Genomic DNA, 22,862 nt, shown 5'->3' on the forward strand with positions numbered 1-22,862 from the left:
AGTGCAGAACGCCGCGGCCGCGACGGCGCGGGGTTCAGCGGCGCTTCTTCAGGCTGCGCAGGTCCAGCATGCCCGGCAGGGCCCGCGGATCGGTGCCGGCCGCGAACAGGCTGTGCTTCTGGATCTTCTGCGTGGCCGTGGTCGGGATCGCGTCGGCGAACCAGACCCAGCCGGGCGCCTTGTAGTAGGCCAGCTGGGCGTTGCAGTGCTCGAACAGCGCGCGCGCCGTGGCCTCGCACTTGCCCTCTGGCGCCGCGCCGGGCTGGAGCACCACGCAGGCCAGCACCTCTTCCTCGCGCACCTCGTCGGGCAGGGCCATCACGGCGGCCTGTTCGACCCAGGGGTGCGCCAGCAGCACGGCCTCGACCTCGGCCGCGGCGATGTTCTCGCCCGAGCGGCGCACGATGTTCTTGCGCCGGTCCACGAAGTGCAGCATGCCGGTGGCGTCGCGCCACACGATGTCGCCGGTGTGGAACCAGCCGCCGCGCCAGGCGGCTTCGGTGGCCTGCGGATCGTCCAGGTAGCCCGAGAAGAAATCCTGCCGCGGTGTCGCTTCGCTGTGGCGGATCACCATCTCGCCGGGCGCCTGGCCGGCCACGTCGCGGTCGGCGTCGTCGACCACGCGCACCTCGATGCCGGGCAGCGCGCGGCCGAAGGCGCGCGTGCCGACCTGGCGCGGCGCGTGGTTGTCGGTCAGGATGCGCACCATCTCGGTCATGCCCCAGAGCTCGATCAGCGGGAAGCCGAAACGCGCCTCGAAGGCCGCGTGCAGTGGCGGCTCGACACCGGCGCCGTACGCGAAGCGCACGGCATGGTCGCGGTCCTGCGGGCCCGGCGGCTGCGCCCACAGCATCTGCACGACCACGCCCAGGTAGTGCACGACGGTGGCGCGGCTCTCGCGCACCTCGGTCCACCAGCGCGTGGGCTGGAAGCGGTCGGCCTGCACCTGGCAGTTGCCCTTCAGCAGCGCGCCCGGGAACGAGACCACCGAGGCGTTGACATGGAACAGCGGCAGCGGGTTGTAGATGCGGTCCGTGCCTTCGCCGAAGGTGGCCAGGCCGCCGCGCGTGGCGTAGGCGTGGCCCGATGCCAGCTCGTAGCGGTGCGACAGGATGCAGCCCTTGGGCCGCCCGGTCGTGCCCGAGGTGTAGAGGATGCTGGCCGGCGTGTCGCCCTGCACCTGGCCGGGCAGCGGGTCGCGTGGCGCGCGCGGCAGCGTGGACGCGAAGCCGTCGAGCGTGGCGAAGGCCGGCTGGTGGGCGGACTCGGCCAGCGCGGCGCGCAGCGCATCGACACGGCAGTCCAGCACCACCACCAGGTCCACGCGCGCGTGCCCGATCAGGTAGGCCAGTTCGCGCGGGCGGTAGTCGGGGTTCACGGGAACGCAGCAGGCGCCCAGGCTGTTGAGCGCGAGCTTGTGCAGCAGGTGCGCGGGCCGGTTCTCCAGGAACAGCGCCACGCGGTGGCCATGGCCGTAGCCGGCGGCGGCGTAATGCGCGGCCAGTGCGGCGACGCCCTGGGCCATCTGCGCGTAGCTCAGTTCCAGGCCATCGGGCAGGTAGCCGCGCTGTGGGTTGGCCGGGATGGCCAGCAGGGTATGGGGGCCGTAGGCCTGGGCGGCGGCGTTCAGCGCCTGGTGCAGCGTGGGATGCTGTTCGATGTCGATCATGGCGTGGCAGGATGGGCGCGGACCAGGTCGGCCGCCTTCTCGCCGATCATCATCGACGCGGCGCAGGTGTTGGCCGAGGGAATCTCCGGCATGACCGAGGCGTCGGCCACGCGCAGGCCGGCCACGCCATGCACGCGCAGCTGCGCATCGACCACCGCCATCGCGTCGCTGGCCGGCCCCATGCGCGCCGTGCCGTTGAGGTGGTAGGACGAGACACCGTAGCGGCGCACGTAGTCCAGCAACTCGTCGTCGCGCTGCACGTCGGGGCCGGGCAGGGTCTCGGCCTGCACGTAGGGCGCCAGCGCGCGCGTCTGCAGCAGCTGGCGTGCCAGCCGCACGCCGTCCAGCAGCACGCGGCGGTCGTCTTCGTGGGCGAGGTAGTTGGGCTGCACGAGCGGGTCGGCGAACGGGTCGCCCGATGCCAGCCGCACCCAGCCGCTGCTCTGCGGCCGGTGCTGCCAGACGCCGCAGGTCATGCCGGGGTAGTCGTCGAGCATGCCGACGTAGCCCGCGCGGTAGCTGGCCGGCGCGAACACGCCTTGCAGGTCGGGCCGCGCGAGGCCGGGCCGCGACTGCCAGAAGAAGTGCGCGAGCGAGGGGCTCAGCGCGAGGATACTGGGTTGCCCGGCCAGCCAGCGCGCGGCCTGGCTCCACAGCCGGGGTGCACGCGCCAGCTCGTTGATGGTGACGGTGTTCTTGGCCCGCGCGACCAGGCGCACCGAGAAGTGGTCTTTCAGATGCTGGCCCACGCCGGGCAGCGCATGGCGCACGGGGATGCCCGCGCGTTGCAGCCACTCGGCCGGACCGATGCCGGAGAGCTGCAGCAGCTTCGGGCTGTTGACGGCGCCGGCGCAGACGATCACCTCGCGCCGCGCACGCACCGTTTGCGACGGGCCATTCGGGCCGCCGCGCCGGTAGCGCACGCCGGTGGCGCGCCGGCCGTCGAACACGATGCCGGTGGCGTGCGCGTTGCTGCGCAGCGCCACGTTGCCGCGCTTCAGGGCCGGCGTCAGGAACGTGGGCGCCGTGCCCTGGCGCAGCCCGTGGCGGATGGTGCGCTGGAAGTAGCCCACGCCAGCCTGCGTCGCGCCGTTGTAGTCGGGGTTGCGCGGCAGGCCCAGTTCCCCGGCACCGTCGAGGAAGGCCTCGCAGACCGGGTGCCGCCAGTCGATGTCGGTCACGGGCACAGGGCCGCGGCGCCCGCGCAGCGCGTCGTCGCCGGGGCCGATGCGCCGTTCGCTGCGCATGAAGTAAGGCAGCAGTTCCGCGTGGCTCCAGCCCGGGTTGCCCTGGGCGGCCCAACCGTCGTAGTCCTCGGCCTGGCCGCGGTTGTAGACCAGGCCGTTGATGGCGGTGGAGCCGCCGGCCGTGCGCCCCTGCGGCAGCGGCACGCGGCGCCCGCCCGTCCAGTCCGTCGGCTCGGAGCTGAACTGCCAGGTGAAGTCGGGGTTGAACAGCACCTTGATGAAGCCGGCCGGCAGGTGCAGGTACGGATGCCAGTCGCGCGGGCCGGCTTCCAGCACGCAGATGCTGAGGGTCGGGTCTTCGCCGAGCCGGGCCGCGAGGATGGCACCGGCTGCGCCGCTTCCGACGATCACGTAGTCGAAGGTGTCAGTGGACATGGCGGTTCGGTGCAGTTGCTGGCGGACATGGGCGTGGCGCGCGGGCCGAGGCCACCGGGTGGCCTCTTCCGTTCATGTCCCCCGCCTTCGGCTCCTCCTTTACTTCGCTGCAGAGGCCACCCGATGTCCTCGGCCCGGGACACGTCGCGTCGTGCCGGCGCGTGCGACGCGACGCGGATGGACCGCGACGATGGCGTGCTCCACGCAGCGAAATAAAGGAGGAGCCCTGGGCCGCCTGCGGCCCTGGGCGGGGGACATTCGCGGAGTGGGGTACGCCGTCGGCGTGGTCCTGGGCCAGACCGTGGTATCGCTTCATCTCAATGCTTCCCGAGGTACGCGGCCCGCACCTGCGGATCGCGCCGCAGCGCCCGGCCCCCGCCCTGCAGCGTGATGCGCCCGGTCTCCAGCACATAGCCGCGCTCGGCCACGGCCAGCGCCTGGTTGGCCATCTGCTCGACCAGCAGGATGGTGACGCCCTGGGTCTTGAGTCCGCGGATGATGCCGAAGATCTCCTTCACGATCAGCGGCGCCAGGCCCAGCGAGGGCTCGTCCAGCAACAGCAGCTTGGGCCGGGCCATCAGCGCGCGGGCGATGGCCAGCATCTGCTGCTCGCCGCCCGACATGGTGCCGGCCATCTGGTCCTGGCGTTCGCGCAGACGCGGGAAGGCGTCGAACTGGGCCTCGATGTCGGCCTCGATCTCGGCCGTCGACGCCTTGCGGTGGTAGGCGCCCAGCAGCAGGTTGTCGCGCACGCTCTGGTCGGAGAACACCTGCCGGCCCTCGGGCGACTGCGCAATGCCCAGTGCCACGCGCTGGTGGCCCGGCACGCGCGTGATGTCCTGGCCGGCGAAGCGGATGGTTCCGGCAAAAGCCGGCTCCAGGCCCGAGACCGCTTTCATGAGCGTGCTCTTGCCGGCGCCATTGCCGCCGATGATGGTCACCACCTCGCCGGCATGCACCTCGAGCGAGATGCCCTTGAGCGCCTCGATGGCGCCGTAGCGCACTTCGAGCGCGTGGATCTGGAGCAGTGGCTCAGCCATGGCGGGCCTCCAGTTCCAGGTCGTCTTCGTCGGGCTCGTCGGTGCCCAGGTAGGCGGCGATCACGCGCGGGTTGTTCTGCACCTCCAGGGGCTTGCCTTCGGCGATCTTCTCGCCGTAGTCGAGCACAATCACGTGGTCCGAGATGGCCATGACCAGGTCCATGTGGTGTTCGATCAGCAGCACGGTGATGCCGAGGTCGCGGACCCTGGCGATCACGCCGACCAGGTCCTGCGTCTCCTGCGGGTTCAGGCCCGCGGCCGGCTCGTCCAGCAGCAGCAGGCGCGGGTGGGTGGCCAGTGCGCGGGCCAGCTCCAGCCGGCGCTGCAGGCCGTAGGGCAGGCTGCCGGCGACTTCATCGGCCTTGTCCAGCAAGCCCAGGAAGTCGAGGATCTGCAGCGCTTCGTCGCGCGCTGCCAGTTCTTCGCGCTGGGCCGCTGGCAAACCCAGCAGGCAGCTCCAGAAGCCGGCGCGCATGTGGCGGTGCAGGCCCACCTTCACGTTGTCCAGCACCGACATGTCGGTGAACAGCTTGAGGTTCTGGAAGGTGCGGCCCAGGCCGATCGCGCAGATGCGGTTGGGCACCATGTGCACGATGCTCTGGCCCGCGAACTCGATGCTGCCGCGGTCGGGCGGATTGACGCCCGACAGGATGTTGAGCAGCGTGGTCTTGCCCGCGCCGTTCGGCCCGATCAGCGAATGGATGTGGCCGGTCTTGATGTCCATGTCGATGTTGTTGGTGGGCACCACCCCGCCGTAGGCCTTGTAGACGGCGCGGGTCTGCAACAGCGGCTTGTCGGCCGCCGTCCGCTCGGCGGCGCGCAGCTTCCAGCCGGCGGTCGGCGCGGGCAGCACGGGCTTGCGGGCCAGGGCTGGCACCAGCTTCTTCGCCAGCCGGCCGAGTGCACCCGACAGCCCGTCGGGCATGGCGTACAGCGCGAACAGCAGCAGCGCGCCATAGGTGAAGTGCTGGGCCGTGGGCCAGCGCGCGAGGAACGCGTCCAGCAGCGTCAGCACCACGGCGCCCACCAGCGGCCCATAGACCGAGCTGCCGCCGAACAGCACGATCAAGAGGAAGAAGATCGACAGGCTGAAGTTGATGAAGTCCGAGTTGATGTACTGGTTCTGCTGCGCGATCAGCGCGCCCGCCAGCCCGCAGGTCACGGCGCTGACCACGAAGGCCAGCACCTTGAACTTGTAGACCGACACGCCCACGCTCTCGGCCGCCACCTCGGCCGTGTTGACGGCCATGAAGGCGCGGCCGTACTTGCCGTGCAGCAGCGCGCGGATCGTCAGGTGCGCCACGATGGCCAGCACACCGACGAACCAGACCCACTGGCTGTCGTTGAGTGCGCTCCCGGCGATGGAGGGCGGCACCACGCCGTAAATGCCGGCCTGGCCGCCGAACACGTTCTGCCATTCCGAGACCACCTTCTCGACCACGATGCCGAAGCCGATGGTGACCATGGCCAGCGCCGGCCCGCGCACACGCAGCGCGGGCAGCGCGATCAGCACGCCGAACAGCCCGGCCATGGCGCCCGCGGCGACGAAGGCGAGCCAGGGGTTCCAGCCCAGCCGCGCCGTCAGCAGCGCGGCCGTGTAGGCGCCCACCGCGAACAGCCCCGCATGGCCCAGCGATTTCTGGCCGGTGTGGCCGACCAGCACGTTGAGCCCGGCCGCGGCCAGGTAGTTCACGCCGATCAGGAACAGCACCTTGAGGTAGAAGCCGTTGGTGATGAGCACCGGGGCCAGCGCGATGGCGGCGGCGGCCAGCGCCACGCCGATGGCATGTCCTTTGCCGAACTGCATCAGACCTTCTCCACCACGCGGCGGCCCAGCAGGCCTTCGGGCTTCAACACCAGCACCAGGATGATCAGCAGGAAGATGCTGATCTCGCGCAGCTCGGCCTGCCACAGCCCGACCAGGGCCTCGATCAGCCCGAGCAGGAAGCCGCCCAGCATGCAGCCGCGCGCGTTGTTGAGGCCGCCCACGATGGCGGCCGAGAAGGCCTTGAGCGCCAGCGTGAGGCCCATGAAGACGGAGGCCGTGGTGATGGGCGCGATCAGCAGCCCCGCCAGCCCGGCCAGCGCCGAGCTGATGACGAAGGCCAGCACCACGATGGCCGAGACGTTGATGCCCATCAGCGTGGCGGCCGGCCCGCTGTGCGCGACCGCGCGCACCGCCTTGCCGATCCTGGTCTTGCGCATCACGAAGTCCAGGCAGACCATGACCAGGATGCTGGAGACCAGCACCAGGATCTCTTGCGGCAGCACGCCGGCGCCGCCGATGCGGATCACCTCGTTGCCCAGCGGCGAAGGCATGACCAGCGGGGCCGGGCCCCAGATCGCGAGTGCCGTGTTCTGGATGATGATGCCGAAGCCGATGGTGCTCATGACCCAGGCCAGCCCGCCCTGGCCCACGAAGGGCTTGACGGCCGCGTGGTACAGCAGCACGCCGAGAGCGCCCAGCACCACGATGGAGATGGCCAGGGCCGCGAGGTAGCGGCCCGGCGTGACCTCGACGGCGCTGAGTGCGCCCGTGATGGGCTTGCCGGCCAGCAGCAGCACTGCGGAGACCGCCACATAGGCGCCGGCCACCAGGAACTCGCCCTGGCCGAAGTTGAACGTCCTGGTCGTGTTGTGGGTGATGTTGAAACCCAGCGCGACCAGCGCATAGATGCTGCCCAGCGCCAGGCCGCTGAAGACCGCCTGCAGGAGTGACGCGCCCATGTCTTCCCTTTGAAACCACGCGAGAAACGGGGCCCACGCCGCAGGGCGTGGGCATGGCCGGCAAGAAGGGCTTACTTCTTGAGGTCGGCCGGCGTCAGCGACTTGGTGAACTGGTCTTCATAGCGCACCGGTGCGCCGTTCTTCCAGCGCGCCAGGTAGAAGTCGGCCACCGACAGGCCCTCGTGCGCGGTCTTGGTGAAGGGCTTGTTGTAGGTCTTGATCACGCCTTCCACGCCGGTCACGTTCTCGAGCGCGGCGGCGACCTTCTCGCCGTCGGTGCTGTTGGCCAGCTTCATCGCGGCGGCCAGCAGCATGACCGAGTCGTACGCCTGGGCCGAGCATGGGAAGGTGGTCAGCGTCGGGAAGTTCTTGCGCACGCGCTCGCCCAGGGCCTTGGTCTTGGCGTTGGTGTCCTCGGTGGTGGACGCGGCCAGGATCAGGTGCTCGGACAGCTTCTCGCCGGCCATCTTGGGCAGCAGCGAGGACAGGTTGCCCCAGGTGCCCAGCGTCACCGGCATGTAGTTGATCTTCTCCATGCTGCGCAGCACCTGGGCCGTGCCGTCGGCGATGCCGTAGATGATCACGGTGTCGGCGCCGGCTGCCTTGATCTTGGACAGCTGCGAGGTGATGTCGGTGTCCTTGGGGCCGTACTTCTCGGTCGCCACCGGCGTCACGCCGTGCAGCGCCAGGATGTCGGTGGCGTCCTTGATGCCGCCCTGGCCGTAGCCGGTGGAATCGGCCAGGATGGCGATCTTCTTGTCCTTGGAAGCCTTGACGGCATAGGCGCCCAGCAGCGCCACCTGCTCGCGGTCGACCATGGACACACGGAACAGGTAGTTCTGCGGCTCCTTGGCATAGCGGTTGGTGATCTCGGTGGCGGTGCCGATGGGCACGACCACGGGGATCTTCTTCTGCTGCGGCAGGTGCAGCCAGGCCAGCGCATTGCCCGAGTTGGCCGGGCCGACCACGGCCTGCACCTTCTCGTTGTCGATCAGCTCGGTCATGTTCTGGATGGCCTTGGGCGGCGTGCCCTGGTCGTCGCGGATGACGCCGACCACCTTGCGGCCCATGATGCCGCCGGCCTTGTTGAGGTCCTCGATGGCGGCCTCGAAGCCCCAGCGGCCCGCGATGCCCAGTTCGGCCACGCCGCTGGCGGACTGGTCGGCGGTGTAGCCGATCTTGATGTCCTGGGCGTAGGCGGCGGCACCGGCCCACAGGGACCCGGCGATGGCGCCGGCGACGGCGAGCTTGGCGAAACGGTGGACCGATGGCATGGGTTTGTCTCCTTGGGATGAACGGGGGGATGGATGGCCCGGCGCTTCTGCTGGCCCGGTGCTGCGGCCCCACTGTAGGGGAACTGTATCCGTCGAAATAGGTACAGTTTGCCGGGACAGCGGTGGCTGGCGAGCGGGGGAACCCTGATGCTTCAGGCGTCTGCGCGCACCAGTTCGGCGGCCTTTTCGGCAATGGCCATGGTCGGCGCGCCGGTGTTGCCCGAGGGCATGGACGGCATGACCGAGGCATCGGCCACGCGCAGGCCTGCAAGCCCGTGCACGCGCAGCCGCGCATCGACCACGGCGCCGGGATCGCCGGCCGGCCCCATGCGGCAGGTGCCCATGAAGTGCCAGGCCGTGCCGCCGCGCTGGCGGGCATGCTCGAGCAGCGTCTCGTCGCTGGTGGCGTCCGCGGCGGGCGCCTCGTCGGCCTGCACGTAGGGCGCCAACTGGGGGCTGTGCAGCAGCCGGCGTGCCAGCCGCAGCGCATCCACCAGCACCTGGCGGTCGCGCGGGTCGTCCAGGTAGTTGGGCTGGATCTCGGGCGGCGCGAACGCATCGTTTGAGCGCGCATGCACGAAGCCGCGGCTGTGCGGGCGCAGCTGGTACACGCCCAGCGTCATGCCGGGGAAGCTGTCGAGCCGGCCAGCGATGCCGGAGGCGTAGCTGCCGGGCGAGAAGTGGAACTGCAGGTCTTCGCTCGCCACCCCGGGCCGCGAGCGCGCGAACGCATAGGCCACGGAGGGGCTGATGGCCAGCACGCTGGGCCGGCCCAGCGCCCAGCGCGCGATCTGGCCCAGCAAGGGCAGGCCGCGCGCCGTGCGGTTGATGGTGTCCACGCCCTGCACGCGCACGGTGGAGCGCACCATGAAGTGGTCCTGCAGGGCCTCGCCGACACCGGGCAGCGCATGCCGCAGCGGGATGCCCAGCGTCTGCAGCAGGGCCGGTGCGCCCACGCCCGAGAGTTCCAGCAGCTTGGGGCTGTTGAGCGCACCCGCGCACAGCAGCACCTCGCGCGTGGCGCGCACCGTCTGCTCGGGCGCGCCGGGGCCCGCGCGCCAGCGCACGCCCACGGCACGTTTGTTCTCGAACACGATGGATTGCGCGTGCGCGTCGGTGCGCACCGTGAGGTTGGGCCGCCCGCGCGCCGGCCGCAGGAAGGCCTTGGCCGCGCTCACGCGCCAGCCCTTGTGGATCCAGCGCTGGTAGTAGCCCGCGCCGCCCTGCTGGCCGCAGTTGTAGTCGTGCTGGCGCGGCACGTTCAGCAGGGCAGCCGCGCCGTCGATGAATGCATCGCACAGCGGGTGGCGCCAATCGCAGTCGGTGATGGGCAGCGGGCCGTCGCCACCGCGCCAGCGCGGATCGAAGTTGCCGATGCGGCGCTCGGTGCGCTTGAACAGCGGCAGCAGCGCGGCGTGGTCCCAACCCGGGTTGCCGGCCGCGGCCCAGGCGTCGTAGTCGGCCGGCACGCCGCGCGTGTAGTTGAAGCCGTTGATGGCGCTGGAGCCGCCCAGCGTGCGGCCGACCTGCACCGTGACTTCTCGCCCGGCCGTCCAGTGCGTGGGCGCCGTCTTGAAGGGCCAGGTGTAGCGCGGGTCGTAGCCCACCTTGATGAAGCCGGCCGGGATGTGGATGAAGGGGTTGCGGTCGGGCGGGCCGGCCTCCAGCAGGCAGACGCTGTGGCGGCCGTCCGCGCTCAGGCGGTTGGCCAGCAGGCAGCCGGCCGCGCCGGCGCCCACGATCACGTAGTCGTAGCTTTCTTGCATCTGCGCGGGTCTCCTGGCCGGCCTACACTGCGCCGGCTTTTTTTGTGTCCGAAGACCATACCACCGCGCGATGGACCTGCCTTTGATCACCGGCTGGGCGTTCTACGCCACGGCCATTCCGGCCGTGCTGCTGCTGGGCCTGTCCAAGAGCGGCTTTGGCGCCGGCCTGGGCTCGCTGGCGGTGCCGCTGATGGCGCTGGCCATCCCCGTGCCGCAGGCCGCAGCGCTGCTGATGCCCGTGCTGCTGCTGTGCGACATCCTGAGCGTGGCCGCCTTCCGGCGCGACCTCGACAAGGCCCTGCTGTGGCTGCTGATCCCGTTCGGCCTGCTCGGCACCGTGGTCGGCACGGCGCTGTTCCGCGTGCTTGACGGGCATACCGTGTCCACGCTGGTGGGCGCATTCACGCTGCTGTTCCTGGCGCAGCGCTGGCTCTTTCCGCCGCGCGCCGACAGCCCACCGCCGCCGCGCTGGGCCGGCCGGCTGCTGGCCACGGTGTCCGGTTTCACGAGCTTCGTCTCGCACACCGGCGGCCCGCCGATCAACGCCTACGTGATCCCGCTGCGGCTCGCGCCCGTGCAGTTCGCGGCCACGATGGCCGTGTTCTTCTTCTGCATCAACCTGTCCAAGTGGGTGCCGTACACCTGGCTCGGGCTGTTCGATGCGCGAAACATCGCCACCTCGCTGGTGCTGCTGCCGTTCGCGCCGGTCGGCGTCTGGGCGGGCGTGCGTTTTGCGCGGCGCGTGTCGCCGGCGCTGTTCTACCGGCTCATCAACATCGGCATGCTGCTGACGGGCCTCAAGCTGCTCTGGGACGGGCTGCGCTGAGGCTCAGGCGGTCGTACTGCGCCGCAGCGCGCTCTCCACGTTGCGCTGGGTGCTGCGGATGTGCTCGGCCAGCAGCGCGCAGGCGGTGTCGGCGTCGCGCTTGAGCGTGGCGTCCATCATGCGCCGGTGTTCGCTGGACTTGCGGCGCGCGCTCTGGCGGTTCCGGGCCGAGAAGCGGCGGTAGCGCTCGGCCTGGTCGAACAGGCTGGCGCTCCAGCGGCGCTGGCGCTCGGACGGGCAGGCCGCCAGCAGTGCCATGTGGAAGGCGCGGTGCACCTCGCTCCATTCCTCGTCCAGCACCTGCGGGCCGTCCGTCAGCCGCGACTCCACCTTCTCCAGCCGGTGGAAGGCCGAGACGATGGCCGCCTCCCAGGCGTCGTCGCCGGCCGCGATGGCGCCGCGCAGCGCCTCCACGTCCAGCATCAGCCGCATGTGCGTGATGTCGTCCAGGTCGGCCTCGGACAGCGCCGCCACGCGGAAGCCCCGGCGCTCGTCTGCGCGCACCAGGCCCTCCTGCGCCAGCCGGCTCAGCGCCTCGCGCAGCGGGCTGCTGGAGTAGCCGTAGTGGCGTTGCAGTTCATCGAGCTTGAGCTTGTTGCCCGGCGCAAAGGTGCCGGCCAGCACATCGTGGCGCAGGCTGCGGAAGGCCTGCTCGGTGAGCGGGGCACCGGCGTCTGGCGTGGAAATGGTGGCGGTGTTCACGCCGGAATTCTATGCACGTGCCTGCCGTTCCGTGCACGGAGCGCCAAAACTGCTGGATCAGGGTAAACGAGCACAAAACTACGACTATGCTTAAAAATAGTTTTGTGCATAAAATTTGACGCATGCCGATGGCGTACTGCCGACGGCATCTCCCTCATCCACACGTCCAAGGACCTTCCCATGAAACTCCTGTCCTACCACCTCGCCGGCCGCGACACCTGGGGCGTCGTGCTCGGCGGCGGCGTTGCCGAACTGGCGCAGCGCACCGGCCACGCCAGCCTGGCCGACTTCATCGCCAGCCCCGATTTCGCGCGGCGCGACACACTGGTCGCGGGCCTGAAGGCCGATGCGCAGCTGGGCGATATCCGCTTCCTGCCGGTCATTCCGAAGCCCGAGAAGATCGTCTGCGCGGTGCGCAACTACATGGACCACCACCAGGAGGTGCTGGCCGCCGGCATGCAGCGCGAGCTGTCGGAAGAGCCGCCGATCTTCCTGCGCGTGTGGCGCTCGCAGACGCCGCACAACGGCCCCATCGTGCGCCCGCGCGTGTCCGAGTCGCTGGACTGGGAGGGCGAGCTGGCCGTCGTCATCGGCCAGGGCGGCCGCGACATCGCCGAGGCCGATGCGTTCCAGCACGTGGCCGGCTACAGCGTCTACAACGACGCCAGCGTGCGCGAATGGCAGTTCCACGCCAAGCAGATCGCCTCGGGCAAGAACTTCGAGTCCACCGGTGGCTTTGGCCCCTGGATGGTGACGGCCGACGAGATCGAACCGGGCCGCGAACTGAAGCTCGTCACGCGGCTGAACGGCGAGACCGTGCAGTCCAGCCACACGGGCCACATGATCTTCAGCATCCCCAAGCTGATCGCCTACGCCTCGACCATCTTCACGCTGGTGCCGGGCGACGTGATCGCCACCGGCACGCCGGCCGGTGTGGGCTGGAGCCGCAAGCCGCAGTGGTTCATGAAGCCGGGCGACGTGGTCGAGGTGGAGATCGAGGCCATCGGCACGCTGCGCAACCCGGTCGTCGCGCAGGACTGAACCCTTCCACCACAGGACGGCCCGCACGACGGGACGCCGCGGAGACACGCATGCACCGACGCCACCTTCTCGCCCTGGGCGCCGCCTTAAGCGCCAGCGCAGCCCTGCCGGCCCTGGCCCAGGCCTGGCCCGAGCGGCCCATCAAGATCTACCAGGGCTTCGCCCCGGGCGGCAACGCCGATGCCATCGCCCGTGCCGTCGGCGTTGAGCTCGGCAAGACGCTGGGCCAGCCCGTCGTGGTGGAGTCGCAGGCCGGTGCCGGCGGCACCATCGCGGCCGGCAGCGTGGCGCGCGCCAAGCCCGACGGCTACACGCTGCTGCTGGCCACGGGCGGCCACGCGGTGGCGGGCGCGCTGTACCAGCACCTGCCCTACAGGACGGTGGCCGACTTCGAGGCCATCTGCACCGTCACCTTCTTCCCGTTCCTGGTGGTGGTGCGCGCCGACGCACGCTACCGCAGCTTCGGCGACGTGCTGGAGGCCGCGCGCGCCAGGCCGGACGCGGTGTCGTACGGCTCGGCCGGCATTGGCTCCACCCACCACCTGGCCGGCGAGCTGCTGACCAAGATGGCCAAGGTGCCCATGCTGCACGTGCCGTATCGCGGCGACGCGGCGGCCGTCACCGCGCTGCTGTCGGGCGACGTGCCCTTCATCATCGCGCCGCCCACGGCCGTGATGTCCAACATCCAGGCCGGCAAGCTGCGCGCGCTGGCCACCACCGGCCCGCAGCGCTGGCCCGGCCTGCCGAACGTACCCACCGTGGCCGAGCAGGGCGTGCCGGGCTACGACGTGCGTTCCTGGGCCGGCCTGCTGGCGCCGGCCGGCACGCCGCGCCCCATCGTCGACCGGCTGAACGCCGACACGCACAAGGCCCTGCAGGCCGCAGCCGTGCGCCAGCGGCTGGAAGACATGGGCGGCGAGGCACGCGGCAGCACGCCCGACGAGATGAAGACCATGGTGGCCCGCGAGCTCGAGAAGTGGACCATGGTGGTGGCCGAATCCCAAATCCCCAAGCAATGACGCAACCCAAGGTTTCCGCATGTCCCTGATCGCCATCCGCAAACGCAGCCTGACCGTCGAGACGGTGTTCCACGAGGGCGGCCCGCCGCCGGCCGTGCCCTTGAAGCTGGCCGCGGCTTGCGCCGTGATCCGCAACCCTTACGCGGGCCGGTACGAACCCGACCTGCTGCCCTTCATGGCCGAGCTGCGCAGCCTCGGCACGCTGCTCGCGCAGGAACTGGTCGACACGCTGGGCCGCGACCGGGTGGAGGTCTACAGCAAGGCCGCCATCGTCGGCGTCAACGGCGAGATGGAGCACGGTGCCGTCTGGCACGAGGCGGGCGGCTGGGCCATGCGCGCGGTGCTGGGCGAGCCCAAGGCCATGGTGCCGGCGGCCAAGGCCGTGGCGGCCACGGGCTACCGGCTCATGGTGCCGCTGCACCACATCCACGCGTCGTATGTGCGCAGCCACTACAACAGCATGGAGATCGGCATCCAGGACGCGCCGCGGCCCGACGAGATCCTGTTCGCGCTGGTCATGGGCACGGGCGGGCGCGTGCATGCGCGCCTCGGCGGCTTGTCGCAGGACAAGATCGCCGTGCACGACGGGCAACGCTGATGCGCGCGGTCCAACTGCAGGCCCCGGGCGGGCCCGAGGTGCTGGAACTGGTGACGCTGGCCTGGCCCGAGCCCGGCCCCGGCCAGGTGCGCGTGCGCGCGGCGGCCATCGGCGCGGGCGGCCCCGACGTGCTGATCCGCAACGGCACCTACAAGTGGATGCCAAGCATGCCGGCCATTCCCGGCAACGAGATGGCCGGCACGGTGGACGCTGTCGGCCCCGGCGTGGACGCTGCGCGCATCGGCCAGCGCGTGCTGGTGAGCGCGCGTGAGCTGCCGCAGCGCGGCGGCTGCTACGCCGAGGCCATCTGCGTGCCGGCCGAGGCCCCGTTCGACTTGCCCGACAGCATCGCCTTCGACGACGCGGTCAGCCTCGGAAACTTCCAGCTCGCCATCGCGCTGCTGGCCAGCAACGGCAATGCGCCGGCCCAGGCCGTGCTGGTGCCGGGTGCGGCCGGCGGTGTGGCCACGGCCCTGGTGCAGGTGGCGCGCGGGCGCGGCCTGCGCGTGATTGGCACGGCATCGACGCCCGAGAAGCAGGCCTTCGCGCTGGCCAACGGCGTGGACGTGCTGGTGGATGCCGACCCCGCGCGCATCGCCGGGCAGGTGATGGCGCAGACCGCCGGCCGTGGCGTGGACCTGGCCTTCGACCACCTGGGCGGCGCGTTGTTCACGGCCTGCCTGCATGCGCTGGCGCCGTCGGGCATGCTGGTCTCCTACAACATCGTGAACGGCCCGCCGAGTGCCGACGTGTTCGACACGCTGCGCCAGCTGCTGGGCCGCAGCCTGGCGGTGCGCACCTTCTCGATCCACGCGGTGGATGCCGACCGCGCATTGCGCCGCGGCCTCATGGAGCAGGCCATCGCGCTGATGGCCGCAGGCCGCGTGCGCGCACCGATGGCCAGCCGCTTCCCGCTGGCGCAGGCGCGCCAGGTGCACGAGCTGCTGGACCAGGGCGGCACGTTGGGCAAGATCGTGCTGCACCCCTGAACAACGCCGGAGACACCATGGACCCCAGCTACCAGCCCAACCTGTCGCACTGCGGCATCTTCTGCCGCGACATCGAGGCCATGACGCGCTTTTACTGCGGCGTGTTCGACATGCAGGAGACCGACCGCGGCGTGGGCTTCACCTTCCCGTTCACCATCGTGTTCCTGAGCGGGCGCAACGACCAGCACCACCAGCTGGCACTGGCCTCCAGCCGCGGGCTCGACAGCCCCAGCACGGTGATGCAGCTGTCGTTCAAGGTGCAGACCATCGACCACCTGCGCGAGGCGCGCCAGCGTGCGCTGGCCCTGGGCGCCACCAGGATGCGCGGCCTCAACCACGGCAACGCGCTGTCGATCTACTGCCTGGACCCGGAAGACAACACGGTGGAGGTCTACCTGGACACGCCCTGGTACGTGAGCCAGCCGCACGGCGACCCGCTGGACATCGACCTGGACGACGCGGCGATCTGGCGTGAGACCGAGCGCATCGTGCGCAGCGACCCGAGCTTCATGCCCGTGGAGGAATGGAGCCGCCGCTTCGCCGCGCGCAATACAGTCGCCCAGGCCGCGCTGCGCGGCTGAACCCTTCCATTGCCCGACATGACCACCCCGATTTCGCTCGAACAGATCTTCCTCGACGCCCGAACCGCCAACGGCTTCACCGACCAGCCCGTGCCGCCGGCCCTGCTGCAGCAGGTCTACGAACTGGCCCGCATGGGCCCGACCTCGATGAACACGCAGCCCACGCGCTACGTGTTCCTGACCACGCCGGCCGCGCGCGAGCGGCTGCGCCCGGCGCTGTCGGAGGGCAACCTCGACAAGACCATGTCGGCGCCCGTCACCGTGATCGTGGCCACCGACACGCGCTTCTACGAGTTCATGTCCGAGGTCTGGCACCGCGAGGGCGCACGCGAGATGTTCGCGGGCAACGCCGCGATGGCCCAGGCCACGGCCACGCGCAACGGCACGCTGGGCGGGGCCTACTTCATGGTCGCGGCGCGTGCGCTGGGGCTGGACTGCGGGCCCATGAGCGGCTTCGACATCGCCAAGGTCAATGCAGAGTTCTTCCCGGACGGCCGCTGGCAGGCCAACTTCCTGGTCAACCTGGGCTACGGCGACGACAGCCTGCTGTTCCCGCGCAACGCCCGCCTGTCGTTCGACCAGGCCTGCCAGGTGCTGTAGCTCAGTCGCGCCAGCCGGGCGGGCGGCGTTGCGCGCGTTCCTCGCGCTCGCGCGCCAGCTGCTCCTCCAGCTCGCGCCGGCCCTCTCGCGCCACCGCGATGCTGCGCGCGCGGTCCCGGTGGTGCGGGTGCATGCGCTCGAACAGCGCAAGGTTGTGGTCGCGGAAACGCAGCACATCGTGGCGCGCCTCGTGCGGCGGCGCACCCAGCACCTCCAGCACGCTGCGCGCGCTGCGCAGGCTGGACTCGAACAGCTCGCGCTCCACGCGCTGCACGCCCAGGTCGCGCAGCGCGTTCCAGTGCGGTACGTCGCGCGCCCGCGCCACGATCTCCAGCTGCGGGAAGTGCTCGCGCACGAGTTCTGCGATGCGCAGGCTCTGCGCCATGTCGTCCACCGCCAGCACCAGCACGCGGGCCTGCCCGGCGCCGGCCACGCGCAGCACGTCCAGCCGCGTGGCGTCGCCGTAGAACACGCGGAAGCCGAGCGGGCGGATGGCCTCGATCATGTCGGCGTCGTGCTCGAGCACCGTGCAGTGCAGGCCCTGGGCGAACAGCGCGCGGCCGACGATCTGGCCGTAGCGGCCGAAGCCCGCGATGATGATGGGCGCGGCCTGCGGCTCGGCGATGGTCTCGGCCTTGGCCGTGCTGCCGCGGTTGAAGCGCGGCAGCCAGTAGCGGTCGGCACCCACCAGCAGCAGCGGGCTCAGCAGCATGGACAGCGCCACGGCGCCGGTCAGCAGCGAGGCCGTGTCGGGCGCCAGCACACGCGCGCCCACGCCGGCCTGGAACACCACGAAGGCGAACTCGCCGCCCTGCGCCAGCAGCAGCGTGAACACGGGCCGCTCGGGCACGGGCAGGCGCATGGCGGCCGACAGGGCGTAGATCACGATCAGCTTGATGGACAGGAAGCCCAGCACGATCAGTGCCATGGTGCCGGGCGCGCGCCACAGCACGCCGAAATCGATGCTCATGCCCACGGCGATGAAGAACAGGCCCAGCAGCAGGCCCTTGAACGGCTCGATGTCGGCTTCGAGCTCGCGCCGGTACTCGCTCTCGGCCAGCAGCACGCCGGCCAGGAAGGCGCCCAGCGCCATCGACAGGCCCACGCTGTGCATCAGGTAGGCGATGCCGACCACCAGCAGCAGCGCCGCGGCGGTGAAGATCTCGGCCGTGCGGCTGCGCGCGATCCAGCGCAGCACGGGGCGCAGCAGCAGCCGGCCGCCGAGCACGATGCCGGCGATCACGGCCACGGTCTTGGCGGCCTGCAGGGCCGCGTGGCCGCTGTCGGCGTCGGCGGTGGCCGCGCCCAGCAGCGGCAGCAGGGCCAGGATGGGGATGGCGGCCACGTCCTGGAACAGCAGGATGGAAAACCCGGCCTGGCCACTGCGCGTGCCGAGCAGGTTGCGCTCGCCCAGCACCTGCAGCGCAATCGCCGTGGACGACAGCGCCAGGCCCAGCGCGGCGACGAGCGCGGTCTTCCAGGCGATGCCGCAGGCCAGGGCCACGCCGTAGATCGCCAGTGCGCAGACCAGCACCTGGGCCGTGCCGCCGCCGAAGATCGGCCGGCGCAGGCTCCAGAGCCGGCGCGGCTCCAGTTCCAGCCCGACCAGGAACAGCATCAGCACCACGCCGAACTCGGCGAAGTGCAGCACGTCCTGCACGTTGGGCACCAGGGCCAGGCCCCAGGGGCCGATGGCCATGCCGGCCGCCAGGTAGCCCAGGATGGCGCCCAGGCCGAGCGCGCGCGAGATCGGCACGGCCAGCACGGCCGCGGCGAGGTAGATGAAGCTGTTGGACAGCCAGGCGGGTGCGTGGTCCATGGCGGCCTCAGGCGGGCGTGTCGGCCCAGCGCGGGTAGTCGCGCAGGCGCTGGGCGAAGGTCTCGGCGTGGGCGTCGATGTCCTGCCGGCTCGCGCCGTGCGCGCCGTGCAGCACCAGCGGCGGCACGAAGCGCATGCCGCACAGCGCGGCGGTCTGGCGGTAGGGCGGCAGGTAGGTTTCGAACGGATGGCCGTTGTAGCTCTCGGCGCTGTACGACTCGGCGGGGCCGCCCGTGGTGGCGACGAGCCAGAAGTCCTTGCCGCGCAGTGCCGTGCCGGGCGTGCCGGCGGGGGCCTGCTCGTGCGAGCCGGCTTCGGCCGAGGCCGGCCCGAAAGCCCAGCCGTAGGTCAGCACCTCGTCGAACCACAGCTTCTGCAGCGCCGGCATGCTGTACCAGTGGATCGGGTGCAGCAGCACCAACAGCCGTGCGCGGTCCACGCGGGCCTGTTCGGCCGCGACATCGATGTGGTAGTCGGGGTAGCTGCCGTACAGGTCCTGGATGTCCAGCGGCAGTGCGCCGACCAGGGACTGTGCGGTCTCCAGCAGGCGGCTGTTCACGCGCGATTCGCGCCAGGCCGGGTGGGCGGCGATCAGGTAGATGCCTTGCATGTTGTGAAAGTCTTGCGCAAGTCGGGCCGCTAACATACCCGAGCGGAGACCCATCCGCGGACACAAGGAGGAGCGCGCATGCCGGTCGTGGTCGTTGCCAATCCCAAGGGCGGCGTCGGGAAGTCGACGCTGGCCACCAACATCGCAGGCTATTTCGCATCGCAGGGCCATGCCGTGATGCTGGGCGACGCCGACCGCCAGCAGTCCTCGCGCCTGTGGCTGGGCCTGCGGCCCGAGGCGGCACGGCCCATCGGCACCTGGGAGATGACGTCCGACATGATCGTGCGGCCGCCCAAGGGCACGACGCACGTGGTGCTGGACACGCCGGGCGGCCTGCATGGCTGGCGCTTCAGCGACGTGATGAAGATGGCCGACAAGCTGGTCGTGCCGTTGCAGCCCAGCGTGTTCGACATCTTCGCCACGCGCGATTTCCTGGACAAGGTGGCCGAGAACCGGCATGCCGGCAAGCTGGCCATCGGCCTCGTGGGCATGCGCGTGGACGCGCGCACGCTGGCGGCCGACAAGCTGCGCGCGTACATCGCCAGCCTCAACATGCCGGTGCTGGGCGAATTGCGCAACACGCAGAATTACGTGCACCTGGCAGCGCGCGGGCTCACCTTGTTCGACGTGGCGCCGCAGCGCGTCGAGAAGGACCTGGAGCAGTGGCAGGAACTGTGCCGCTGGCTGGACGCCCCCTGAATTTCAACCAAAGAGGAAGACAAGAGAGCATGAAGACCTTCAGCACCCTGGACGAACTGACCGCCCTGGTCGGGCAGGACATCGCCACCAGCGAGTGGACCACCGTCACGCAAAAGCAGATCGACCTGTTCGCCGAGGCCACGGGCGACCACCAGTGGATCCACGTCGATCCGGAGCGGGCCAAGTCCGGCCCGTTCGGCGCACCCATCGCACACGGCTACCTGACGCTGTCGCTGCTGCCGCTGTTGTTTGCGAGTGCCGTGAAGGTGGAGGGCACGCGCATGGGCGTGAACTACGGGCTCAACAAGGTGCGTTTCATCACGCCGGTGCCGGCGGGCAGCCGCGTGCGTGGGCACCTGAAACTGGTCAGCAGCGAGCCGGTCTCGGGCGGCGGCGTGCAGCAGGTCTGGGAGGTGACGGTGGAGCTCGAAGGCGCCAGCAAGCCGGCCTGCGTGGCCGAGTCCATCGTGCGCCGCTACGTCTGATCGGCGGCGCCGGCGAAGCCGCACTGGCGCCAGGCCTCGAACACCGTCACCGCCACGGCGTTCGACAGGTTGAGACTGCGCTGGCCGGCGCGCATCGGCAGGCGCAGGCGCTGCTCGGGCGGAAAGCCGTCGCGCAGCGCAGGCGGCAGGCCGCTGGTCTCCGAACCGAACACGAACCAGTCGCCGCTGCGGAACGCCAGCGTGTGGGCACTGCGCGAGCCGCGCGTGGTCATCGCGAACATGCGCTCAAGGGGCGGCTGCTCGCGCGCGAGCAGCGCGGCCCAGTCCGCGTGCACGCGCAGCTCGGCGTACTCGTGGTAGTCCAGCCCGGCGCGGCGCATGTGCTTGTCGTCCATCGAGAAGCCCAGCGGTTCCACCAGGTGCAGCGTGCATCCGGTGTTGGCCGCCAGCCGGATGACGTTGCCCGTGTTGGGCGGGATTTCGGGGGCGACCAGGACGATGTGGAACATGGGTGGATTGTCCCTGCTACGCAGGCGCGGGCGTGCGCGCCAGCACCAGGGCGCTGACGCGCGCCGCGCCGGCCGCGCGCAGCACCTCGGCCGCGGCGAACAGCGAGGCGCCGCTGGTCATCACGTCGTCCACGAGCACGGCATCGGTGCCGCGGATACGGTCTGCCCCCAGCGGCTCCAGCGCGAAAGCGCCGCGCACGTTGCGCCGGCGCTCGGCCGCGCTCAGCGCCACTTGCGGTGCCGTGTCGCGGATGCGCAGCAGCAGGCCGGCTTCGGTCTTGTGCGGGGCGAGCCGGCGCGCGAGCTCCAGCGCCTGGTTGAAGCCGCGCTGGCGCAACCGCGCGTTGGACAAGGGCATCGGCAGCACGACCGCGCAGCGCTCCAGCGCCGGTTCCACCCAGGGCGTGTGCCGCAGCAGGTCGGCCAGCGCCCCGGCCCAGCCCGGCTGCTGGCGGTATTTGAACTGGGCGATGCAGCCCGTCCACGGATAGACGTAGTCCACGGCGCAAAGGCAGGTGTCCAGCGGGGGCGGATGCTGCAGGCAGCTGCCGCACTGCGCAGCGCCGCCCGCCAAGGGCATGGCACAGGTGCGGCAGCGTGGCTGCGGCTGGGCGAAGCGCTGGATGCAGGACTCACACAGTGGCTGGTCCTGCCAGCTGCGGCACACCGCGCACTGGCTCGGCAGGCGTGCAAGCGTTGACACGAGCCAGCGGCGCAGCATGGTGCGGCTCAATATACTCGGCGCGCCTTCCCATGAGCCAGCACCGCCCCCCCACCATCGCCCCCGTGGCTGCCGCGCGTTGGGCGCAGCAGCCGGTCCAGGCCGCGCCCTGGCTGCACGACGAAGTGGCGCGCCGCATGGCGGAGCGGCTGCAGTGGATCAAGCGCAGCCCCACGTCCTGGGCCAACTGGCAGCCGCTGCGCGGCGGCATGGACGCCCATGCCGAACTGCGCAAGCGCTACCCCGGCGCCGAGACCTGGGTGGTGGAGTCGTCGCCTGCCCTGGAGCGGCAGGTGCTCGACGCCAGCACCGAGGCCTGGTGGAAGCCCGGCCGCTGGAGCGCCGCGGCCCAGCACGCCGGCATGCCGCCGCCTGGCGGCGTGCAGATGGTGTGGTCCAACATGCTGCTGCACCAGGTGGCCGACCCGCAGGCGCTAATCGCCGACTGGCACCGCGCGCTGGCCGTGGATGGCTTCCTGATGTTCTCGTGCCTGGGCCCCGACTCGTTGCTCGAGCTGCGCCGGGTCTACGCCGCGCTGGGCTGGCCGCCACCCGGCCATGCCTTCACCGACATGCACGACTGGGGCGACATGCTGGTGCAGGCCGGTTTCGCCGAACCCATCATGGACATGGAGCGCATCCGCCTGACCTATGCGACGCCCGACAAGCTGCTGGAAGACCTGCGTGGCCTGGGGCGCAACCTGCACCCCGAACGCTTCGGCGCGCTGCGAGGGCGGCGCTGGCATGCACAGTTGCGTGCCGAGCTGGCGCAGCGCCTGGCCGACGTGGCCGAGCAAGGACGCCTGACGCTGACCTTCGAGATCGTCTACGGCCATGCGTTCCGGCCCGCAGCGCGGGTGCCGGTGGCGCCGCAGAGCGCGGTCTCGCTGCAGGACATGCGTGGCCTGTTGCGCCATGGCAAAGGTGAGGGCCGGTGAAGGTTTTTGGGCTGTCCGACAACGGACATTCGTGCAATATTCACGGGCTACAATGAAGGGTTTTTAACGTATTTCGGGCTTCCCCACGAATGAACCAGGCGTTGTTCCGGCGGGTGTGAATCACCCGCGGCGCGCGCCGCATTGATGTTGAACGTTGTCTGTGTCGAAACTGGTCTATCGCTTCGCCACCGTCTCGGGCCAAGGCATCCATTGGCTGCTGAAGCGCAACTGTTCCATCACGCCGGGCCAGTTGGGCGGCCTGTATGCGTCGATCTGCGTGGTGTCGCTCGGAATCGGGACATTCTTCTGGTTGCAGGGTGCCAAGCTGGTCCTGCCGTTCGCATGGCTGGAGGTGGTTCTGGTGGGCGTGGCCTTCCTGGCGTACTCCCGCCACGCGACCGACGGTGAGCGCATCTCCCTGCAGGACGGCCGGCTGGTCGTCGAGCTCGAGAACGCGGGCCGCCTGGAGCGGGCCGAGTTCCGCAGGGAATGGGTCCGTGTCGAACCCAAGACCAGCGACCACTCGCTGATCGAGGTGTCGGGGCAGGGGCGGTGCGTCGAGGTGGGGCGTTACGTTCGCCCGGATTTGCGGCCTGTGCTGGCGCGCGAGATCCGGATGGCGTTGCGCGGGGCCTGAGCAGGGTGGTTCATACAAGGTTGAAGAAG

General features: G+C 70.5%; 23 protein-coding genes. 11 read left to right on the forward strand and 12 right to left on the reverse strand.

What is annotated here, in order from left to right; genetic code table 11:
* Positions 1–34: 34 nt before the first annotated feature.
* The 7 genes from ASF44_RS17405 to ASF44_RS17435 all read right to left on the reverse strand — a co-directional run bounded on the left by ASF44_RS17405 (position 35) and on the right by ASF44_RS17435 (position 10,098).
* Positions 35–1,669, reverse strand: a complete 1,635-nt coding sequence (locus ASF44_RS17405; RefSeq protein ID WP_056900499.1) for an AMP-binding protein — start codon at positions 1,667–1,669, stop codon at positions 35–37.
* Positions 1,666–3,291: a GMC family oxidoreductase gene (locus ASF44_RS17410; protein WP_056900500.1), complete on the reverse strand. Its 1,626-nt coding sequence runs from the start codon at positions 3,289–3,291 to the stop codon at positions 1,666–1,668. Before ASF44_RS17410 ends, ASF44_RS17405 begins: the two co-directional genes overlap by 4 nt.
* A gap of 317 nt (positions 3,292–3,608) precedes the next feature.
* Positions 3,609–4,331, reverse strand: a complete 723-nt coding sequence (locus tag ASF44_RS17415) for an ABC transporter ATP-binding protein (protein ID WP_056900501.1) — start codon at positions 4,329–4,331, stop codon at positions 3,609–3,611.
* Complete coding sequence (locus ASF44_RS17420; protein WP_056900502.1) at positions 4,324–6,138, reverse strand: ATP-binding cassette domain-containing protein; 1,815 nt, start codon at positions 6,136–6,138, stop codon at positions 4,324–4,326. The genes ASF44_RS17415 and ASF44_RS17420 overlap by 8 nt, the downstream gene beginning before the upstream one ends.
* Entirely contained in the window at positions 6,138–7,058 is a 921-nt protein-coding gene (locus ASF44_RS17425; RefSeq protein WP_056900503.1) for a branched-chain amino acid ABC transporter permease, read from the reverse strand. The genes ASF44_RS17420 and ASF44_RS17425 overlap by 1 nt, the downstream gene beginning before the upstream one ends.
* A gap of 71 nt (positions 7,059–7,129) precedes the next feature.
* Positions 7,130–8,332 (reverse strand): ABC transporter substrate-binding protein, encoded by a 1,203-nt coding sequence (locus ASF44_RS17430; RefSeq protein WP_056900504.1) that lies wholly within the window; start codon positions 8,330–8,332, stop codon positions 7,130–7,132.
* A 152-nt stretch (positions 8,333–8,484) separates the two neighbouring features.
* Complete coding sequence (locus ASF44_RS17435; RefSeq protein ID WP_056900505.1) at positions 8,485–10,098, reverse strand: GMC family oxidoreductase; 1,614 nt, start codon at positions 10,096–10,098, stop codon at positions 8,485–8,487.
* A gap of 70 nt (positions 10,099–10,168) precedes the next feature.
* On the opposite strand from ASF44_RS17435, the gene ASF44_RS17440 reads away from it, so the two are divergent.
* The gene (locus tag ASF44_RS17440; protein ID WP_056900506.1) at positions 10,169–10,924 is read left to right on the forward strand and encodes a sulfite exporter TauE/SafE family protein; all 756 of its coding nucleotides are present in this window, start codon (positions 10,169–10,171) and stop codon (positions 10,922–10,924) included.
* Between the two features lie 3 nt (positions 10,925–10,927).
* Here the strand turns inward: ASF44_RS17440 and ASF44_RS17445 are convergent, their stop codons facing one another.
* Positions 10,928–11,626, reverse strand: a complete 699-nt coding sequence (locus ASF44_RS17445) for a GntR family transcriptional regulator (protein ID WP_082524862.1) — start codon at positions 11,624–11,626, stop codon at positions 10,928–10,930.
* Positions 11,627–11,806: 180 nt separating this feature from the next.
* Between ASF44_RS17445 and ASF44_RS17450 the strand changes: the two genes are divergently transcribed.
* The 6 genes from ASF44_RS17450 to ASF44_RS17475 are packed head-to-tail and all read left to right on the forward strand — an operon-like array spanning position 11,807 to position 16,454.
* Positions 11,807–12,667: a fumarylacetoacetate hydrolase family protein gene (locus ASF44_RS17450; protein ID WP_056900507.1), complete on the forward strand. Its 861-nt coding sequence runs from the start codon at positions 11,807–11,809 to the stop codon at positions 12,665–12,667.
* A gap of 50 nt (positions 12,668–12,717) precedes the next feature.
* Positions 12,718–13,686, forward strand: a complete 969-nt coding sequence (locus tag ASF44_RS17455; RefSeq protein WP_056900508.1) for a tripartite tricarboxylate transporter substrate binding protein — start codon at positions 12,718–12,720, stop codon at positions 13,684–13,686.
* Between the two features lie 19 nt (positions 13,687–13,705).
* The gene (locus tag ASF44_RS17460) at positions 13,706–14,284 is read left to right on the forward strand and encodes an amino acid synthesis family protein (RefSeq protein ID WP_056900509.1); all 579 of its coding nucleotides are present in this window, start codon (positions 13,706–13,708) and stop codon (positions 14,282–14,284) included.
* Positions 14,284–15,273, forward strand: a complete 990-nt coding sequence (locus tag ASF44_RS17465; protein ID WP_056900510.1) for a zinc-dependent alcohol dehydrogenase family protein — start codon at positions 14,284–14,286, stop codon at positions 15,271–15,273. Before ASF44_RS17460 ends, ASF44_RS17465 begins: the two co-directional genes overlap by 1 nt.
* Before the next feature lie 17 nt (positions 15,274–15,290).
* The gene (locus ASF44_RS17470; protein WP_056900511.1) at positions 15,291–15,854 is read left to right on the forward strand and encodes a VOC family protein; all 564 of its coding nucleotides are present in this window, start codon (positions 15,291–15,293) and stop codon (positions 15,852–15,854) included.
* 18 nt (positions 15,855–15,872) lie between these two features.
* On the forward strand, positions 15,873–16,454 hold the full coding sequence (locus tag ASF44_RS17475) for a malonic semialdehyde reductase (RefSeq protein WP_056900512.1): 582 nt from the start codon (positions 15,873–15,875) through the stop codon (positions 16,452–16,454).
* 1 nt (position 16,455) lies between these two features.
* Here ASF44_RS17475 and kefC read toward each other — a convergent pair whose 3' ends face one another.
* Both kefC and ASF44_RS17485 read right to left on the reverse strand, forming a co-directional pair.
* Positions 16,456–18,273, reverse strand: a complete 1,818-nt coding sequence (gene kefC, locus ASF44_RS17480; RefSeq protein WP_056900513.1) for a glutathione-regulated potassium-efflux system protein KefC — start codon at positions 18,271–18,273, stop codon at positions 16,456–16,458.
* A gap of 7 nt (positions 18,274–18,280) precedes the next feature.
* The gene (locus ASF44_RS17485; protein WP_056900514.1) at positions 18,281–18,883 is read right to left on the reverse strand and encodes an NAD(P)H-dependent oxidoreductase; all 603 of its coding nucleotides are present in this window, start codon (positions 18,881–18,883) and stop codon (positions 18,281–18,283) included.
* 78 nt (positions 18,884–18,961) lie between these two features.
* Here ASF44_RS17485 and ASF44_RS17490 point away from each other — a divergent pair, with 78 nt between their 5' ends.
* Positions 18,962–19,582, forward strand: a complete 621-nt coding sequence (locus ASF44_RS17490) for a ParA family protein (RefSeq protein ID WP_056900515.1) — start codon at positions 18,962–18,964, stop codon at positions 19,580–19,582.
* A gap of 29 nt (positions 19,583–19,611) precedes the next feature.
* On the forward strand, positions 19,612–20,067 hold the full coding sequence (locus ASF44_RS17495) for a MaoC family dehydratase (protein WP_056900516.1): 456 nt from the start codon (positions 19,612–19,614) through the stop codon (positions 20,065–20,067).
* Here the strand turns inward: ASF44_RS17495 and ASF44_RS17500 are convergent.
* Positions 20,058–20,537 (reverse strand): tRNA (cytidine(34)-2'-O)-methyltransferase, encoded by a 480-nt coding sequence (locus ASF44_RS17500; protein WP_056900517.1) that lies wholly within the window; start codon positions 20,535–20,537, stop codon positions 20,058–20,060. The genes ASF44_RS17495 and ASF44_RS17500 overlap by 10 nt on opposite strands.
* Positions 20,538–20,553: 16 nt before the next feature.
* Entirely contained in the window at positions 20,554–21,258 is a 705-nt protein-coding gene (locus ASF44_RS17505; RefSeq protein WP_056900518.1) for a ComF family protein, read from the reverse strand.
* 32 nt (positions 21,259–21,290) lie between these two features.
* On the opposite strand from ASF44_RS17505, the gene ASF44_RS17510 reads away from it, so the two are divergent.
* Together ASF44_RS17510 and ASF44_RS17515 are read left to right on the forward strand one after the other, a co-directional pair.
* The gene (locus ASF44_RS17510; protein WP_056900519.1) at positions 21,291–22,196 is read left to right on the forward strand and encodes a trans-aconitate 2-methyltransferase; all 906 of its coding nucleotides are present in this window, start codon (positions 21,291–21,293) and stop codon (positions 22,194–22,196) included.
* 160 nt (positions 22,197–22,356) lie between these two features.
* On the forward strand, positions 22,357–22,833 hold the full coding sequence (locus ASF44_RS17515; protein ID WP_056900520.1) for a DUF2244 domain-containing protein: 477 nt from the start codon (positions 22,357–22,359) through the stop codon (positions 22,831–22,833).
* Positions 22,834–22,862: the final 29 nt, after the last annotated feature.

Source organism: Pseudorhodoferax sp. Leaf274, assembly GCF_001422445.1.
In the GTDB taxonomy this organism is placed as follows: domain Bacteria; phylum Pseudomonadota; class Gammaproteobacteria; order Burkholderiales; family Burkholderiaceae_C; genus Pseudorhodoferax.

Bases quoted from the DNA above. Each gene is read 5' to 3' on its own strand.
- ASF44_RS17485 (WP_056900514.1), bottom strand. From the start codon at position 18,883: ATGCAAGGCATCTACCTGATCGCCGCCCACCCGGCCTGGCGCGAATCG.
- ASF44_RS17510 (WP_056900519.1), top strand. From the start codon at position 21,291: ATGAGCCAGCACCGCCCCCCCACCATCGCCCCCGTGGCTGCCGCGCGT.
- kefC (WP_056900513.1), bottom strand. From the start codon at position 18,273: ATGGACCACGCACCCGCCTGGCTGTCCAACAGCTTCATCTACCTCGCC.
- ASF44_RS17455 (WP_056900508.1), top strand. From the start codon at position 12,718: ATGCACCGACGCCACCTTCTCGCCCTGGGCGCCGCCTTAAGCGCCAGC.
- ASF44_RS17460 (WP_056900509.1), top strand. From the start codon at position 13,706: ATGTCCCTGATCGCCATCCGCAAACGCAGCCTGACCGTCGAGACGGTG.
- ASF44_RS17450 (WP_056900507.1), top strand. From the start codon at position 11,807: ATGAAACTCCTGTCCTACCACCTCGCCGGCCGCGACACCTGGGGCGTC.
- ASF44_RS17435 (WP_056900505.1), bottom strand. From the start codon at position 10,098: ATGCAAGAAAGCTACGACTACGTGATCGTGGGCGCCGGCGCGGCCGGC.
- ASF44_RS17410 (WP_056900500.1), bottom strand. From the start codon at position 3,291: ATGTCCACTGACACCTTCGACTACGTGATCGTCGGAAGCGGCGCAGCC.
- ASF44_RS17475 (WP_056900512.1), top strand. From the start codon at position 15,873: ATGACCACCCCGATTTCGCTCGAACAGATCTTCCTCGACGCCCGAACC.
- ASF44_RS17470 (WP_056900511.1), top strand. From the start codon at position 15,291: ATGGACCCCAGCTACCAGCCCAACCTGTCGCACTGCGGCATCTTCTGC.
- ASF44_RS17405 (WP_056900499.1), bottom strand. From the start codon at position 1,669: ATGATCGACATCGAACAGCATCCCACGCTGCACCAGGCGCTGAACGCC.
- ASF44_RS17440 (WP_056900506.1), top strand. From the start codon at position 10,169: ATGGACCTGCCTTTGATCACCGGCTGGGCGTTCTACGCCACGGCCATT.
- ASF44_RS17505 (WP_056900518.1), bottom strand. From the start codon at position 21,258: ATGCTGCGCCGCTGGCTCGTGTCAACGCTTGCACGCCTGCCGAGCCAG.
- ASF44_RS17465 (WP_056900510.1), top strand. From the start codon at position 14,284: ATGCGCGCGGTCCAACTGCAGGCCCCGGGCGGGCCCGAGGTGCTGGAA.
- ASF44_RS17420 (WP_056900502.1), bottom strand. From the start codon at position 6,138: ATGCAGTTCGGCAAAGGACATGCCATCGGCGTGGCGCTGGCCGCCGCC.
- ASF44_RS17490 (WP_056900515.1), top strand. From the start codon at position 18,962: ATGCCGGTCGTGGTCGTTGCCAATCCCAAGGGCGGCGTCGGGAAGTCG.
- ASF44_RS17430 (WP_056900504.1), bottom strand. From the start codon at position 8,332: ATGCCATCGGTCCACCGTTTCGCCAAGCTCGCCGTCGCCGGCGCCATC.
- ASF44_RS17500 (WP_056900517.1), bottom strand. From the start codon at position 20,537: ATGTTCCACATCGTCCTGGTCGCCCCCGAAATCCCGCCCAACACGGGC.
- ASF44_RS17425 (WP_056900503.1), bottom strand. From the start codon at position 7,058: ATGGGCGCGTCACTCCTGCAGGCGGTCTTCAGCGGCCTGGCGCTGGGC.
- ASF44_RS17495 (WP_056900516.1), top strand. From the start codon at position 19,612: ATGAAGACCTTCAGCACCCTGGACGAACTGACCGCCCTGGTCGGGCAG.
- ASF44_RS17415 (WP_056900501.1), bottom strand. From the start codon at position 4,331: ATGGCTGAGCCACTGCTCCAGATCCACGCGCTCGAAGTGCGCTACGGC.